Origin of the sequence: Kutzneria kofuensis (genome assembly GCF_014203355.1) — a bacterium.
Classification (GTDB): domain Bacteria; phylum Actinomycetota; class Actinomycetes; order Mycobacteriales; family Pseudonocardiaceae; genus Kutzneria; species Kutzneria kofuensis.
Genome location: NZ_JACHIR010000001.1, coordinates 1,061,924 through 1,075,054, shown reverse-complemented (window position 1 = coordinate 1,075,054; position 13,131 = coordinate 1,061,924). Strand labels below are relative to the sequence as shown.

Here is a 13,131-nt window from a genome sequence, read left to right as displayed (position 1 = left end):
GCTGCCCGTCACCGCGCGGCCGCGTCCCCGTTCAAGGCCTGGGGCACCGCCGACTCCGTGCCCGGCGTGCTCCGTGCCCACGACGTCCTGGCCAAGCTCGACATCGACACCTTCGTCGGCGGCCACGTCCACCGCCTCGGCACGCCGAAGGACATCCGCGACTCCCGCGACTTCACCTACGACCTGTGGAACACCACCAACCGAGTCGTCGGCCGGACCAGGCTCGCCGACTACACGAGCCAGGTCGAGCCCGGCAACAGCTGGGCCGGCTTCCAGCTCTACTACGACGCCATCGCCGACCAGGTCGAGCCGGAGATCGTCCAGCGCTGGGCCGACAAGCTCGGCGGCGTCGACGTCTTCACCCGCGACAACGTCGTCACCATCGCCGTCTCACTGCTCCTCGACGCCCCCAAGGACATCAACTGCCCCGCACCGCGGCGGCCAGCGCCTCCGCGACGGTCGGGTGCTGGAACTCGAAGCCGTGGCGCATCAGGGCATCGGGTACGGCGCGTTGGCCGGTGAGGGCGCCGGCGTCGGCGAGTTCGCCGGCGAAGAGGCGGAGCAGCCAGGCGGGATAGACCCAGGGGGTGGGGCGGCGCAGGAGTTGGCCGAGTGAGCGGACCATCTCGGCGTTGGTGACGGGTTGCGGGCCGGAGAGGTTGAGGGGGCCGCTGATGTCCTGCTGTTCCAGGGCGAACCGGATGGCGGCGACCTCGTCGGCGAGGGAGATCCACGACAGGTACTGGCGACCGGTGCCCATCCGACCGCCGGCGCCCCAGGCGACCATGGGGCGCAGCTGGCCGAGCAGGCCGCCGGTGGGGGAGAGCACGATTCCGGTGCGCAGCAACACAACCCGTGCGTCGGAGGCCGGCTTGCACGCCTCCTCGCGGTCACGGTCCATCTCGGCCAGGAACCCGGCGCCGGCCGGCGCGGACTCGTCGATGACGCGGTCCCCGGTGTCGCCGTAGTACGCGACGGAGGAGCTGTTGAGCAGCGCGGGAACGCCGTGCGCGGCGACGGCGTCGGCCAGTACCCGGGTCGGAACCACGCGGCTGGAGAGCAGTGCGGCTTTGAACGACGGGGTCCACCGCTCGGCGGTGGTGTCGACCGCGCAGAGGTTGATCACGGCGTCGACCCCGTCCAGCGCCCCGTCGGCGATGACGCCCGCGTCGGGATCCCACGACCGCTCGTCGGCGGCCGCGGCCGGGCGGCGGACCAGCCGGATCACCTCGTGCCCGGCGGCCCGCAGGACCGGCGTCAGCGCGGTCCCGATCACGCCGGACGCGCCGGCCACGACAACGCGCATCGGTCCTCCCAAGGTCGGGTTAACGGCGTTAACTCTAGCGGTGGTCCACCACCCCGGCGCTACAGTGGGCAGCGCAGCTGGTTCGGGCGCCGTGGGCTACACGACGGCGACCGAGGCAAGAGGGAACCCGGTGCGAATCCGGGACTGCCCCGCAGCGGTGAGTGGGAACGACCGCCGTCAGACGGCACTGGGCCACCCGGCCTGGGAAGCGACGGCCAGTAGGAAACCCGGCGAGCGCCGGACCGCCCACGAGTCCGAAGACCTGCCCGCTGTGCATCCCACGACCGTGGGGTGCTGGCCGAGACCTCGCGGGTGGGTCGTCGCTCCAGTCCCGACCGGATGCCGGTCGAGGCCGGTCACGCGCGCGCCCGCGGGTCCACGTGGACTCGCGAAGGAGAGCCCCGTGACCCCGACAAGCACCGCCAGCCGTGCCACCGTGTACGGCTATCCTCGCCAGGGCGCCGACCGCCGGCTGAAGAAGTCGATCGAGTCGTACTGGGCGGGCCGTGTCGACGCCGATGCCCTGCTCGGCACGGCGCGTGAGCTGCGCCGGCAGAACCTGGCCGAGCTGCGCGACGCCGGCATCGACGAGATCCCGAGCAACTATTTCTCGTTCTACGACCATGTCCTGGACACGGCGTGGCTGCTCGGCGCGATCCCCGAGCGGCACCTCGCCGCCGTGCCGGACGCGACGACCCCGGCCGGCCGGCTGGACCGCTACTTCGCCATGGCGCGCGGCACCGCGGACGCGCCGCCGATGGAGATGACCAAGTGGTTCGACACCAACTACCACTACCTCGTGCCGGAGCTCGGGCCGGACACCCGGTTCACGCTGGACGCCGGCAAGCCGCTGGCGGAGTTCGCCGAGGCCCTCGACCAGGGCGTGCGAACCCGGCCGGTGCTCGTCGGCCCGGTCAGCTTCCTGCTGTTGGCCAAGGACCCGACCGGCGCCGACGGCTTCCGGCCGCTGGACCTGCTCGACCGGGTCGTCCCGCTGTACGTGGACCTGCTGCGGCAACTGCGCGCGGCCGGCGCGGAGTGGGTCCAGCTGGACGAGCCGGCGCTCGTCACCGACCAGCCGGCCGACGTGCTGGGCAAGGTCGCCGAGACCTACGCGGCCCTGGCGGCCGAGCCGGCGCGCCCGAAGATCCTCGTCGCCTCCTACTTCGACCGCCTCGGCGACGCGCTGCCGGTGCTGGCGTCCGCGCCGGTCGAGGGCCTGGCGCTGGACTTCACCGGCAACGCCGCGGCCAACCTCGACGGCCTGGCCAAGATCGGCGGCGTCCAGGACAAGCGGCTGGTCGCCGGCGTCGTCAACGGCCGCAACGTCTGGGCCGTTGACCTGGCCGACGCCCTCGGCACGCTGGGCACGCTGCTCGGGCTGGCCGGCTCGGTGGACGTGGCGGCGTCCTGCTCGCTGCTGCACGTGCCGCTCGACGTCACCCTCGACACCGACCTGGACCCGGAGATCGCCGGCTGGCTGTCGTTCGCGCGGCAGAAGCTGGACGAGATCGTCACGCTGCGCCGGGGCCTGACCGAGGGCCGCAACGCCATCAGCAACACCTTGCACGTCAACGCCAGCCGGCTGGCCTCCCGTGCGGCCTCGCCGATCGTCAAGGTGCCGGCCGTGCGGGAGCGTGTCGCCGCCGTCACCGACGCCGACCTGCACCGCACGAGCCCGTACGGGGAGCGGACGAAGGCCCAGCGGGACCGGCTGCGGCTGCCGGAGCTGCCGACCACCACCATCGGCTCGTTCCCGCAGACCGCCGAGCTGCGCAAGGCCCGCGCCGCGCTGCGGGCCGGCCGGCTCGACCAGGACGCCTACCGGGAGGCGATGCGCGCCGAGATCCGCTCGGTCGTCGCCGAGCAGGAGCGGATCGGCCTGGACGTGCTGGTGCACGGCGAGCCGGAGCGCAACGACATGGTCCAGTACTTCGGCGAGCAGCTCACCGGCTTCCTGGCCACGCAGCACGGCTGGGTCCAGTCGTACGGCACCCGCTACGTCCGGCCGCCGATCATCGTCGGCGACGTGGCGCGGCCGGCGCCGATGACCGTCGAGTGGGCCACCTACGCGCAGAGCCTGACCGAACGCCCGGTCAAGGGCATGCTGACCGGCCCGGTCACCATGCTGGCCTGGTCGTTCGTGCGGGACGACCAGCCGGCGGGCGACACCGCCCGCCAGGTCGCCCTCGCCCTGCGCGACGAGGTCGTCGACCTGGAGGCCGCCGGCATCAAGGTCATCCAGGTGGACGAGCCGGCGCTGCGGGAGACCCTGCCGCTGCGCACCGCCGACCGCGCCGCGTACCTGGACTGGGCCGTCGCCTCGTTCCGGCTGGCCACCTCGGGCGTGCGGGACGACACCCAGGTCCACACCCACATGTGCTACGCGGAGTTCGGTGACGTGCTGCAGGCCATCATCGACATGGACGCCGACGTGATCAGCCTGGAGGCGGCCCGGTCGAACATGGCCGTCGTCGCCGACCTGGCCCGCGCCGGCTACCCCAACGAGGCCGGACCGGGCGTGTGGGACATCCACTCGCCGCGCGTCCCGTCGGTCGAGGAGATCGTCGGCCACCTGCGCACCGCCACGGCGGCGTTCCCGGCCGAGCGGCTGTGGGTGAACCCCGACTGCGGCCTCAAGACCCGTGGCTACCCCGAGGTCCGGGCCACCCTGGCCAACCTGGTCGCCGCCACCGGCCGGTTGCGGTCGCGCTAGCGGCGCCGCCGGTGCCGTGTCCACAGTGGACACGGCACCGGCGGTCCACATGGTGGACGCCGGTCGAGGGCTTCTCGAGGCCGACCCAGTAAGATCGGTTTCCGGCCCGCGGTGCAGGGAAGCCGGTGCGAGTCCGGCGCGGTCCCGCCACTGTGACCGGCGCGTCGCGGCGTCCACCTGGTGGGAGCGGCGGCGGGTCGGGAGTCAGACACCGGCCGCGGGCCCGGCTGTGTTGTCCACGAGGATGGAGCTGACACGCGGTGGAGTTGTCGTGCGCGCATGTGCTGGACCGCCTGACGGGGCCGGGACCCGTGTTCTCGGTGGAGTTCTTCCCGCCCCGCGACGAGGCCGATGAGCAGCGGCTCTGGCTGGCGATCCGGCAGTTGGAGGGCCTGGAGCCGGCGTTCATGTCGGTCACCTACGGGGCCGGCGGGTCCAGCCGCGACCGGACGATCCGGACCACCGGTCGTGTGGTGCAGGAGACGTCGCTGTTGCCGATGGCACACCTGACGGCCGTGGACCACTCGGTGGCGGAGCTGCGCAACGTCATCGGCTGGTACGCCGCGGTGGGCGTGCGCAACATCCTCGCCGTGCGCGGCGACCCGCCCGGCGACCCGATGGGGGAGTGGGTCAAGCACCCACAGGGGTTGTCCTACGCCGAGGAGCTGGTCGCCCTGGTCAAGGGCCTGGGCGACTTCTGTGTCGGCGTCTCCGCCTTCCCGTACGGGCACCCGAGGTCGGAGGATCTCGACACCGACACCAAGTACCTGGTGCGGAAGTTCCGGGCCGGCGCGGACTTCGCCATCGCGCAGCTGTTCTTCGAGGCCGAGGACTTCCTGCGGTTGCGGGACCGGCTGGCCAAGCGGGGCTGTGACGCCCCGCTGCTGCCCGGGATCCTGCCGCTGACCACGGTCCGGACGCTGCGCAAGACGGTCGAGCTGTCCGGCGCCCCGGTGCCGCCGTCGCTGGCCCGCCGGCTGGATCCGCTGGTGGACGACCCGAAGGCGTTCCGCGCCGAGGGCATCGACATCGTCACGGAACTGGCGCAGCGGCTGATCGACGAGGGCGTGCCGGGCGTGCACTTCTACACGTTCAACATGTCCAAGGCGACCACCGAGGTGGTCGAACGCCTCGGACTGGTGCCGGCCCGCGCGTAGCGGGCCGGCCGCGGTCCACAGTGGACGGCCTTACACCGCGGTGAGCTTGGCCGGGTTGATCACCCACATCACCTGGTCTATGCCGTCGGCCGAGCCGGTGACCGTGACCACGCCGATCGTCTCGCCGGCTCGCTTGAGCACCATGGCGGGCGCGCCGTTGAGGGTCGCGAGCACCGTGTCCAGGCCGGTCCAAAAGGGGCCGGACCCCCAGGCGCGGATGAGCTTGGCCACCTGCTCGGCCCCGGTGACCACGACCTTGGTCGCGCGGGCCACGCCGCCGCCGTCCGAGTAGCTGACCACGTCCTCGGCGAACAGGTCCTCCAGCGCCGACAGGTCCCCGGCCTGCGCGGCCTGTACGAACGCGGTCAGCAGGCGCTGCTGCTCGGCCGGATCCACCGGGGCCCGCCGCTCGGCGGCCAGGTGCTTGCGCGCACGGCTCACGTACTGCCGGGCGGTCACCTCGGTGGTCTGCACGATCTCGGCGATCTGCTGGTACGGGTAGTCGAACGCCTCCCGCAGCACGTACGCGGCCCGCTCGGTCGGCGTGAGCTTTTCCAGCAGCAGCAACACACCCAGCTCCAGCGCGGCCGCCCGCTCGGCCCCCAGCTGCGGGTCGGCCGAGGTGTCCACGGGTTCGGGCAGCCACGGGCCCACGTAGCTCTCCCGCCGCGCGTAGGCGGTCTGCGTCGCGTTGATGGCCAGCCGCGTGGCCGTGGTGGCCAGGTAGGCGGCCGGGTTCTCGACCACGGACCGGTCGCAGGTCTGCCAGCGGATCCAGACCTCCTGTACCAGGTCCTCGGCGTCGACCGCGCTGCCCAGCATGCGGTAGGCGATGCCGAACAGGCGGGGCCGCACCTCGGCGAAGACCGCGGCCGCGTCGTCCAGGGTCGTGGTCTCCATGGTTGCTGATCCCTTTCGACGGGGAACGTGGCCGGGCCGGGCGGCGCGCTGTCCTTCGCAGCGTACGCCGGCCCGGCCGCCTTCCCCGGCCCGACGGATCAGTCGGGCATCATCCGTCGGGTTGAACGCCAACGGAAACCGCGTTCGTGAACAGGAAAACCGCGTCCGTCACGGCCTCGACGCGGTGCCGCCGGTCCGGCAGCGCCAGCAGGTCGCCCGGCACGGCCTCCCACGAGTCGCGCCCGGCGACCAACCGCACCCGCCCCTGCAGCACGTGCACCGTGGTCTCGCTGCGGTGCTCCTGCTCGTGCAGATGTTCGTTGGCCAGCAACGCGATCACCGTCTGGCGCAGCGAGTGCTCGGGCCCGCCGTGCACGGTGTGGGCGCTGCGCTTCTGCGGGCAGTTGCGGGCCGTGTCGAGCTGGCCCTGCGCCACCACCGTCAGCGACGTCTTCGGGGCCGTCGTCATGTACGCGGCGCCCGTCGGTCCTTGCGCGCCTCCAGCTCCTCCGCGCTGACCGGGACCAGCATCGGCTGGCCGGGCACGCAGAACATGGTGACGACGAACGCGGACTCCTGGTCGGCCAGGTTGTTGCCGTCCTGGTAGTGGATGACGTCGCCGCCCGGCTCCCAGAACGTCTCGCCGGCCTTGACCACGCGGGCCGGCTCGCCCTCCAGCTCGAAGACCATCTCGCCCTTGAGCACGTAGCCGTAGGCGGGCCCGGAGTGGCGGTGCGGCGGCGCGCCCGGGCTGCCCGGCGGCAGCGTGACGTGGATGGTCATGGCCTCGGCGTTCTCGGGGATCTGCGGTGCGCCGGGCACCGTCGAGATCACGTCCAGCTGCGGCGGCGGCCCGTCGGCGTACGGGTTTCCCAGGTTGTGATCATGCAGCGTGCTCACTGCTGCCTCCCTTTCGCGGACTGGTCCGACAGCTAGGACAGGACAGCCCCGAGATCTGTGACAGCTCCCCGCGTCGAGCAGCCGGCGAGACGCGTTCCGCCGAGACGGTGACGCCCCGGCTGTCACAAACCGGGCGCCCGTCCTGTCCTAGCTGGTGAGCCAAGACGAAGGGAACAACCATGAAGATCGTGGTCATCGGGGGCACCGGGCTGATCGGCTCGAACGCCGTGGCGAAACTGCGGGCGGAGGGCCACGAGGCGGTGCCGGCCGCGCCGAGCACCGGCGTGAACACCCTCACCGGCGAGGGCCTGAAGGAGGTGCTGCAGGGCGCGGACGTGCTGGTGGACGTGTCCAACTCGCCGTCGTTCGCCGACGACGACGTGATGGACTTCTTCACCACCTCGACCGGCAACCTGACCGAGGCGGCCGAGGAGGCCGGCGTCGGGCACTACGTGGCGCTGTCCATCGTCGGCATCGACCGGGCGCCGGACATCGGCTACTACCGGGCCAAGGTCGCGCAGGAGAGCGCGCTGCGGGCCGCCGGCCTGCCGCACACGATCATCCGCGCCACCCAGTTCTTCGAGTTCGCCGGTGGCATCGCCGACATGTGCACGGTCGACGGCACGGTGCGGCTGCCGGCCGCGAAGGCGCAGCCGATGGCCGCCGCCGACGTGTCCACCGCGGTCGCCCGCACCGCCGCCGGCGACCCGTTCAACGGCATCTTCGAGATCGCCGGACCGGAGGTGTTCACCCTGGAGGAGTGGGTCCGCACGGTGCTCGACTCGCGGCAGGACCCGCGCGCGGTGGTCACCGACCCGCAGGCCAAGTTCTTCGGCGGCGTCCCCGGGCAGACCGCCCTGCTGCCCGGCCCGGACGTCCGCCTGGCGCAGACGCGGCTCGCCGCCTGGCTCACGGCTGAACGCGAGAAGTGAGCTGCGCCGGCACGGGCGGCGATGGCGCCGCCCGTGCGAAGTGACCCGCGCGGGTGGCGTTCCTCCATGCGCCGCCCGCGCGGCCTCAGCGGTGGTGGGCGGCGATGTGCCTGGCCAGGACGTCGTCGCCGAAGTCGTTCTCGGGGTCCCGCCATACCGAGTGCACGTGGTTGACGTCGCGCTGGGTGTTGTCGTACTCGGCCAGCAGGTGCGGGCCCTGCAGCCGGTAGTAGTGCGGCTGGCCGGGCTCGGTCCCGCCCGCCCAGGCGAAGTGCACGTCGAGCAGCCGGTCGCCGGCGAACTTCGCCGCCTCCCGCTCGGCGAGCTCGTCCGGAACACGGCCGACGAAGGTCATGAGCACTGCTCGCAGCTGATCCCGCTGCTCGGCCGACATGGCGGCGGCCGGCACGCCCTTCGGCGTCGCCGTCAGGCTCAACTGATCGTGGTGCGACTGCTGGATGCCGGCCTTGGCGTCGGCCTGGCGCTGGAACTCCTCGACGGAGTCGGCCAGCCGGGGATCGGTGAACCGCCCGCGCCAGACCTCCGGCAGCCCCAGCGCGGCGTCGCCGGCGCCGACGCGGGGCCGGTTGCCGGTCACGATGTCCGTCGGCGCCACCGCGCTGATCACCGCTCGCGCGGTCTGCTCGTCGTCGAAGGAGCGGACCAGGTCCCGGGCGAGGTCCTCGACGGCCTCGAGCGGGCGCAGCAGATGTCCGCCGAGCAGCGGTGACGCCGCCGGGTCGGCGCCGAGGAAGCACGGCGTGCTGGCTTGTACTGTCCCGTTCAGTACAAGATGGTGTACGGAGACGTGGTGCCCGCCGAACCGCCACGACCAGGGGCCCTCGGTCGACGGCTCGCCGAACAGCCGCAGCCAGTACAGCTGCGGGTCGCGGCCCCGCTCCCGGCCCCAGTCGACCTGCCAGCCCTCCAGCTGGTCCAGCACGTTCTCCAGGCCCAGGATCGTCGACACCGTCACGAAACCGGCCCGGGACAGGCCCGTCGCCACCAGCCGCATCGCCAACTGCTGCTGAGCCGGCCTCATCAGCGTCAGCGGCAGGCCGCCGTGATCCGTCGGGGTGTAGTACCAGCGATGCCGCTCATCCTCCGCCGGCCACGGCCACGCCGCCGCGGCACGCTGCTCGTCGTCGAGACTGTCGAGCCAGGCCGATGCCGCGTCCACCATGCGCTCGGCCGGATTGCGGTCTGTCACGGTTTCGACGTTACGGCTCGCTCACCACCAGCACCAGTGAGCCGTCCGCCATCCTGTTGATCACTCAGCCGGTCACTAGCGGCTTTTCCGCGCCGTCAGTTCGCCGGCGGCGCGAGGTGCACCCGGTCGCGCCCGGCGGCCTTGGCGGCGTAGAGGGCGGCGTCGGCGGCCAGTTGCAGGTCGTCGAGGCTGGCGATGGCGGGGCTGGGGTAGAGGGCCCCGCCGATGGACACGGTGATCTGCTCGTCGGGGATGTCGACGGCCAGCGAGCGGATCTGGTTCCGGAGGCGCTCGGCGATCTCCCGGAGCTCGGCGGCGCCGACATCGGGCAGCAGGATGGCGAATTCCTCGCCGCCCCACCGGCATGCGGCGTCGTAGCTGCGGACGGCGTCGGTGATGGCGTCGGCGACCGCCCGCAGCACCTGGTCGCCGGCGAGGTGCCCGTGGGTGTCGTTGAGCCGCTTGAAGTGGTCGAGGTCCAGCATCAGCACGCCGAGCGAGGTGCGGGCGGCCACGGCCCGGGTGAAGGCCCCCTCGGCGATCTGGTGCCACCAGTTCGGGGTGTACAGGCCGGTCTTGCCGTCGGTCCGCGAGGCGCGGCGGAACTGCGGCAGCAGCACGCTGCGGTGCAGGGCGTAGAGACCGACGACCACGCCGACCAGCAGCCTCGGGTCGTACTCGACGAGGCCGGCGGCGGCCAGTCCGATGCCCATGGCCCCGGCTTCGAGGACCTGCTCGCCGAACTCGCCGACGATCTGGCCGGCGCGCAGGTCGGGGGAGGACACGAGGATCGCGCCGAGGATGAGCGAGTAGTTGATCAGCCACCTGAGCACGGCGGCGGCCAGCACGAAGGCGAGGCCGATCCAGCCGCTGGGCAGGCCGGGATGCGGCCCGGGGGCGGCGAGCAGGAGGACGGCCGACGCCTGCGTGGCCAGCAGCACGGTCGCCGCGCTGAACACCCACTTGTACAGCGGCCGCCGGCCCCGCCAGACACGGAGCCACACGTAGGTCTGCGTGAACACGACCAGCGCGGTCGCCAGCGGCGCGGGCAGGATCAGCACGGCGGTGAAGTGCCAGACCGTCAGCCCGTCGACGAACGGCCCAGCGCCGGAGGCCAGCTTGCGGGTGCGTTCGATGGACCGGGACAGCTCCACGTGGGCGAGGACGCAGGCGGCGAGGATCCCCAGCCGTGTCCAGTCGGTGCCGGTGACGGGCAGCAGCGCGGCGGTCGCGCCGGTGGCGAGCACCGCCAGGGCGTCGACCACCAGCACGTACGCCAGCACGTGCCGAGGCGTGGTCCACACCTCGAAGCCGCGGACCCATCCCACGCGACGAGCGTAACCGAACTGGCGCATTCGGCGTCTGCGCTGGTAGGAGACCATGTGAACCACACCCGGTTGGCCCAACGTCTGCTAGGGCATCCGCAGGTGGGCCGCCAAGGCGCGCGAGGAGGTGAGCTGCGATGCGTGAGAACACCTGGCGCGAGAACACCTGGAAGTGACCCGTTCGGCGCAGTCTCAGATCGCCGCCCGTCGCCACAGTGCTGCGGCGCCGACCGCGGCGACCACGCCGGCCGCCCCCGCGAGTCCGACCACGGCGGCCGGCGTGAGGACCTGCGCCAGCAGACCCGCCAGCACGATGCCCAGGCCCTGCGCCGCCTGCATCGCCGCCCCGGCCAGGCCGATCGCCTGCCCCCTCGACTCGTCCGGTGCGCGCTGCACGAAGGCCCCCTGCACCACCATGTCGTGCGCGCTGGCCAGCCCGGACGCCGCCCACAGCACCACCGACACCGCCAGCACCGGGGCCCAGGCACTCGGCACGAGGATCGCGCACGTCGCGACCGTCAGCGGCGCCATCAGCCGTAGCCGCAGGTCGGGGCGCAGGCCCTTGAGCCAGATCATGCCCACGATCGAGCCCGCCGGGACTGCCGCGAGCAGCCAGCCCACCGCCCCAGTGCCCTGGTCCAGCTGCGCCGCGTACGGCACCGCCAGCGACTCCGGCACCACGTAGAAGCCGTTCACGCAGGCGATCGCCGTCAGTGCCCGGAGCTGCGGATTCCCGGCGACTGTTTGCAGCCCCCCGCTCAGCCTGGTCTTGTGCCCCGCCCGCGGCGGCCGGTGCCTGCCGACGCCCAGTCCGATCAGCATCGCCGACGCCGCGAACGTCGCCGCGTCGATCAGCAGCGTCGTCGACGTGCCCAGACAGGTCACCAGCGCCGCGCCCACCGCGATGCCGCCGACCAGCCCGAGCTGGTCCGTCGTGCGCATCACCGCCAGCCCGACCATGTACCGGTCGCCGTGCAGCACCCTCGGGAGGATCGCGTTGCGTGCGGCGGAGAACGGGGCGAACGGCAGTTGCACCAGGCACAACAGCACCACCAGCACCGCGATCGGCTGGCCCGGGATCACCATCACCGCCACCAGCCCGGCGCGGACCACGTCCGCCACCACCATCACCGTGCGCCGGTCGAAGCGGTCCGCCAACCCCGCCAGCAGCGTCCCGCCCGCCAGGTTCGGCAGGATCGTCATCGCGTACGTCAACGCCGTCCACGCCGGCGACCGCGTGCGTTCGAACACCAGCACCGACAACGCCACCCGCGCCAGCTGGTCGCCGACCCTCGACTGCGCGTGGGCGAGCCACAACGCCCGGAACTGGCCCACCGCCGCCACATCCCGGAACCGTGCCGCCGCCACGCCGACACCATCGCACGAAGTAGCCGCTCGGTCACGCAGCAGTCATCGGCGGTTCCCCGTGTAACCCCGCCCCGTACCCGTTCTCGGGGACGGGTGGAGGATGGTGGGCGGCGTGGGCGAGCGGCAACGGGCCGAGCCGAGGGGGCTGCACCTGGTGGGCGAGGAGGTCTACGCCGACTGGGAGGCGGTCTACCGGGACAACATCGGCCGGATCCACCGGCTGATGTACGCCAAGGTCGGCAACCGGCCGGACGCGGAGGACCTGACGACCGAGGTGTTCCTGACCGCGCTGAAGCCGCTGCGCATCTCGGCCAGCGTCGGTGAGGTCCGGTCCTACCTGCTGGCCACGGCCCGCACCGTGCTGGCGGACTACTGGCGGCGCACCCTCGGCCGGGAGATCACCACCCTCGACGAGGAGCTGGGCATGTCGGCGCCGGAGCCGGCGCCGGCGGACCCGACCGCGCCGGCCCGGGCGGCGGCGATCCTGGCCGAGCTGCCCGAGCGCTACCGGCGGATCCTCGAGCTGCGGTTCCTCGGCGCCTGCTCGATCCGGGAGGCCGCCGCCGAGCTGGGGGTCTCCGTCGGCAACGCGAAGGTGCTGCAACACCGGGCGCTCCGGCAGGCCGCGACGGTGGCGGAAAGGATGCTGTCGTGAAGACTCCAGTGTGGCGTTACGTCGAGGACCTGCTGCGGCAGCGCCGGCCCCGCCCGTTCCGGGCGTCCGAGGACGACGCCGCCGAGGTGCGGGCGGCGATCCTGTTGCGGGCGGCGGAGGATCCGGGGGAGCCGACGGCGGAGTTCGTCGACGGCCTGCGGGATCGGCTGGCGGCCGAGCTGGGGGAGGACAGGCCGGGAAACCGCCGTCGCTTCGTCAAGATCACGACGGCCGCCGCCGCGGCCGCCGCCGCGGTCGGCGCGGGCATCGACCACGTGATCACCGATGCCGCCACGGCCGCCGCGCCGAAGGACCAGAACCTGGTGCCGGACAACGGGGAATGGCGGGCCGTGGTGGCGTCCGCGGACCTGCCCGACGGCAGCGTCCGGCCGTTCGATCTCGGCGCGGTGGCGGGATTCCTGCGGCGCACCGGGGCGGAGGTGTCCGCGGTGTCGGCCGTCTGCACCCATCTCGGCTGTCGGCTGCGGCTGGACGCCCCGGAGCGCAAGCTGAACTGCCCGTGCCACCGGACGTCGTTCAATGTGGACGGATCGTTGGCGACGCACGAGCTTCCGGTCGCCCCGCCGCCGCTGCCGCACCTGCTCGCCCGCGAGTCCAACGGTCACGTCGAGGTGTTCGTGCCACCGCCCGCGTAACCCCCG

At 72.7% G+C, this 13,131-nt stretch carries 13 protein-coding genes and 2 riboswitches; of the genes, 6 read left to right on the top strand and 7 right to left on the bottom strand.

Annotated features, from left to right (window positions below; translation table 11 throughout):
• The first annotated feature begins 57 nt into the window (after positions 1-57).
• Positions 58-522 carry a hypothetical protein gene (locus BJ998_RS04920; protein ID WP_184858869.1) on the top strand — a complete coding sequence of 155 codons (465 nt, stop codon included), beginning with the start codon at positions 58-60 and terminating at the stop codon, positions 520-522.
• On the opposite strand, the gene BJ998_RS04915 is transcribed toward BJ998_RS04920, so the two are convergent.
• On the bottom strand, positions 419-1,306 hold the full coding sequence (locus BJ998_RS04915) for a TIGR01777 family oxidoreductase (protein ID WP_184858867.1): 888 nt from the start codon (positions 1,304-1,306) through the stop codon (positions 419-421). The two genes, BJ998_RS04920 and BJ998_RS04915, sit on opposite strands and share 104 nt — an antisense overlap.
• 61 nt (positions 1,307-1,367) lie before the next feature.
• Positions 1,368-1,590, top strand: a riboswitch (cobalamin riboswitch).
• A gap of 119 nt (positions 1,591-1,709) precedes the next feature.
• On the opposite strand from BJ998_RS04915, the gene metE reads away from it, so the two are divergent.
• Entirely contained in the window at positions 1,710-4,022 is a 2,313-nt protein-coding gene (gene metE, locus BJ998_RS04910) for a 5-methyltetrahydropteroyltriglutamate--homocysteine S-methyltransferase (protein ID WP_184858866.1), read from the top strand.
• A 92-nt stretch (positions 4,023-4,114) separates the two neighbouring features.
• A riboswitch (cobalamin riboswitch) is annotated at positions 4,115-4,256 on the top strand.
• A gap of 32 nt (positions 4,257-4,288) precedes the next feature.
• Positions 4,289-5,179, top strand: a complete 891-nt coding sequence (locus BJ998_RS04905) for a methylenetetrahydrofolate reductase (RefSeq protein ID WP_221338455.1) — start codon at positions 4,289-4,291, stop codon at positions 5,177-5,179.
• Positions 5,180-5,209: 30 nt separating this feature from the next.
• Here BJ998_RS04905 and BJ998_RS04900 read toward each other — a convergent pair whose 3' ends face one another.
• The 3 genes from BJ998_RS04900 to BJ998_RS04890 all read right to left on the bottom strand — a co-directional run bounded on the left by BJ998_RS04900 (position 5,210) and on the right by BJ998_RS04890 (position 6,979).
• The gene (locus BJ998_RS04900) at positions 5,210-6,079 is read right to left on the bottom strand and encodes a sigma-70 family RNA polymerase sigma factor (protein WP_184858863.1); all 870 of its coding nucleotides are present in this window, start codon (positions 6,077-6,079) and stop codon (positions 5,210-5,212) included.
• Between the two features lie 109 nt (positions 6,080-6,188).
• The gene (locus tag BJ998_RS04895; protein ID WP_184858861.1) at positions 6,189-6,548 is read right to left on the bottom strand and encodes a cupin domain-containing protein; all 360 of its coding nucleotides are present in this window, start codon (positions 6,546-6,548) and stop codon (positions 6,189-6,191) included.
• On the bottom strand, positions 6,545-6,979 hold the full coding sequence (locus tag BJ998_RS04890; RefSeq protein ID WP_312889936.1) for a cupin domain-containing protein: 435 nt from the start codon (positions 6,977-6,979) through the stop codon (positions 6,545-6,547). Before BJ998_RS04890 ends, BJ998_RS04895 begins: the two co-directional genes overlap by 4 nt.
• A gap of 179 nt (positions 6,980-7,158) precedes the next feature.
• On the opposite strand from BJ998_RS04890, the gene BJ998_RS04885 reads away from it, so the two are divergent.
• A complete protein-coding gene (locus BJ998_RS04885; protein ID WP_184858860.1) occupies positions 7,159-7,911 on the top strand; it encodes an SDR family oxidoreductase in 753 nt (250 codons plus the stop codon).
• An 85-nt stretch (positions 7,912-7,996) separates the two neighbouring features.
• Here the strand turns inward: BJ998_RS04885 and BJ998_RS04880 are convergent, their stop codons facing one another.
• From BJ998_RS04880 to BJ998_RS04870, 3 genes are all read right to left on the bottom strand, one after another.
• Complete coding sequence (locus tag BJ998_RS04880; RefSeq protein ID WP_312889935.1) at positions 7,997-9,121, bottom strand: DUF3500 domain-containing protein; 1,125 nt, start codon at positions 9,119-9,121, stop codon at positions 7,997-7,999.
• A gap of 95 nt (positions 9,122-9,216) precedes the next feature.
• Positions 9,217-10,449, bottom strand: a complete 1,233-nt coding sequence (locus BJ998_RS04875) for a GGDEF domain-containing protein (RefSeq protein ID WP_312889934.1) — start codon at positions 10,447-10,449, stop codon at positions 9,217-9,219.
• A gap of 189 nt (positions 10,450-10,638) precedes the next feature.
• A complete protein-coding gene (locus tag BJ998_RS04870; protein ID WP_312889932.1) occupies positions 10,639-11,814 on the bottom strand; it encodes an MFS transporter in 1,176 nt (391 codons plus the stop codon).
• A gap of 112 nt (positions 11,815-11,926) precedes the next feature.
• On the opposite strand from BJ998_RS04870, the gene BJ998_RS04865 reads away from it, so the two are divergent.
• Positions 11,927-12,469: an RNA polymerase sigma factor gene (locus BJ998_RS04865; protein ID WP_312889931.1), complete on the top strand. Its 543-nt coding sequence runs from the start codon at positions 11,927-11,929 to the stop codon at positions 12,467-12,469.
• On the top strand, positions 12,466-13,125 hold the full coding sequence (locus BJ998_RS04860) for a QcrA and Rieske domain-containing protein (protein WP_184858856.1): 660 nt from the start codon (positions 12,466-12,468) through the stop codon (positions 13,123-13,125). The genes BJ998_RS04865 and BJ998_RS04860 overlap by 4 nt, the downstream gene beginning before the upstream one ends.
• Positions 13,126-13,131: the final 6 nt, after the last annotated feature.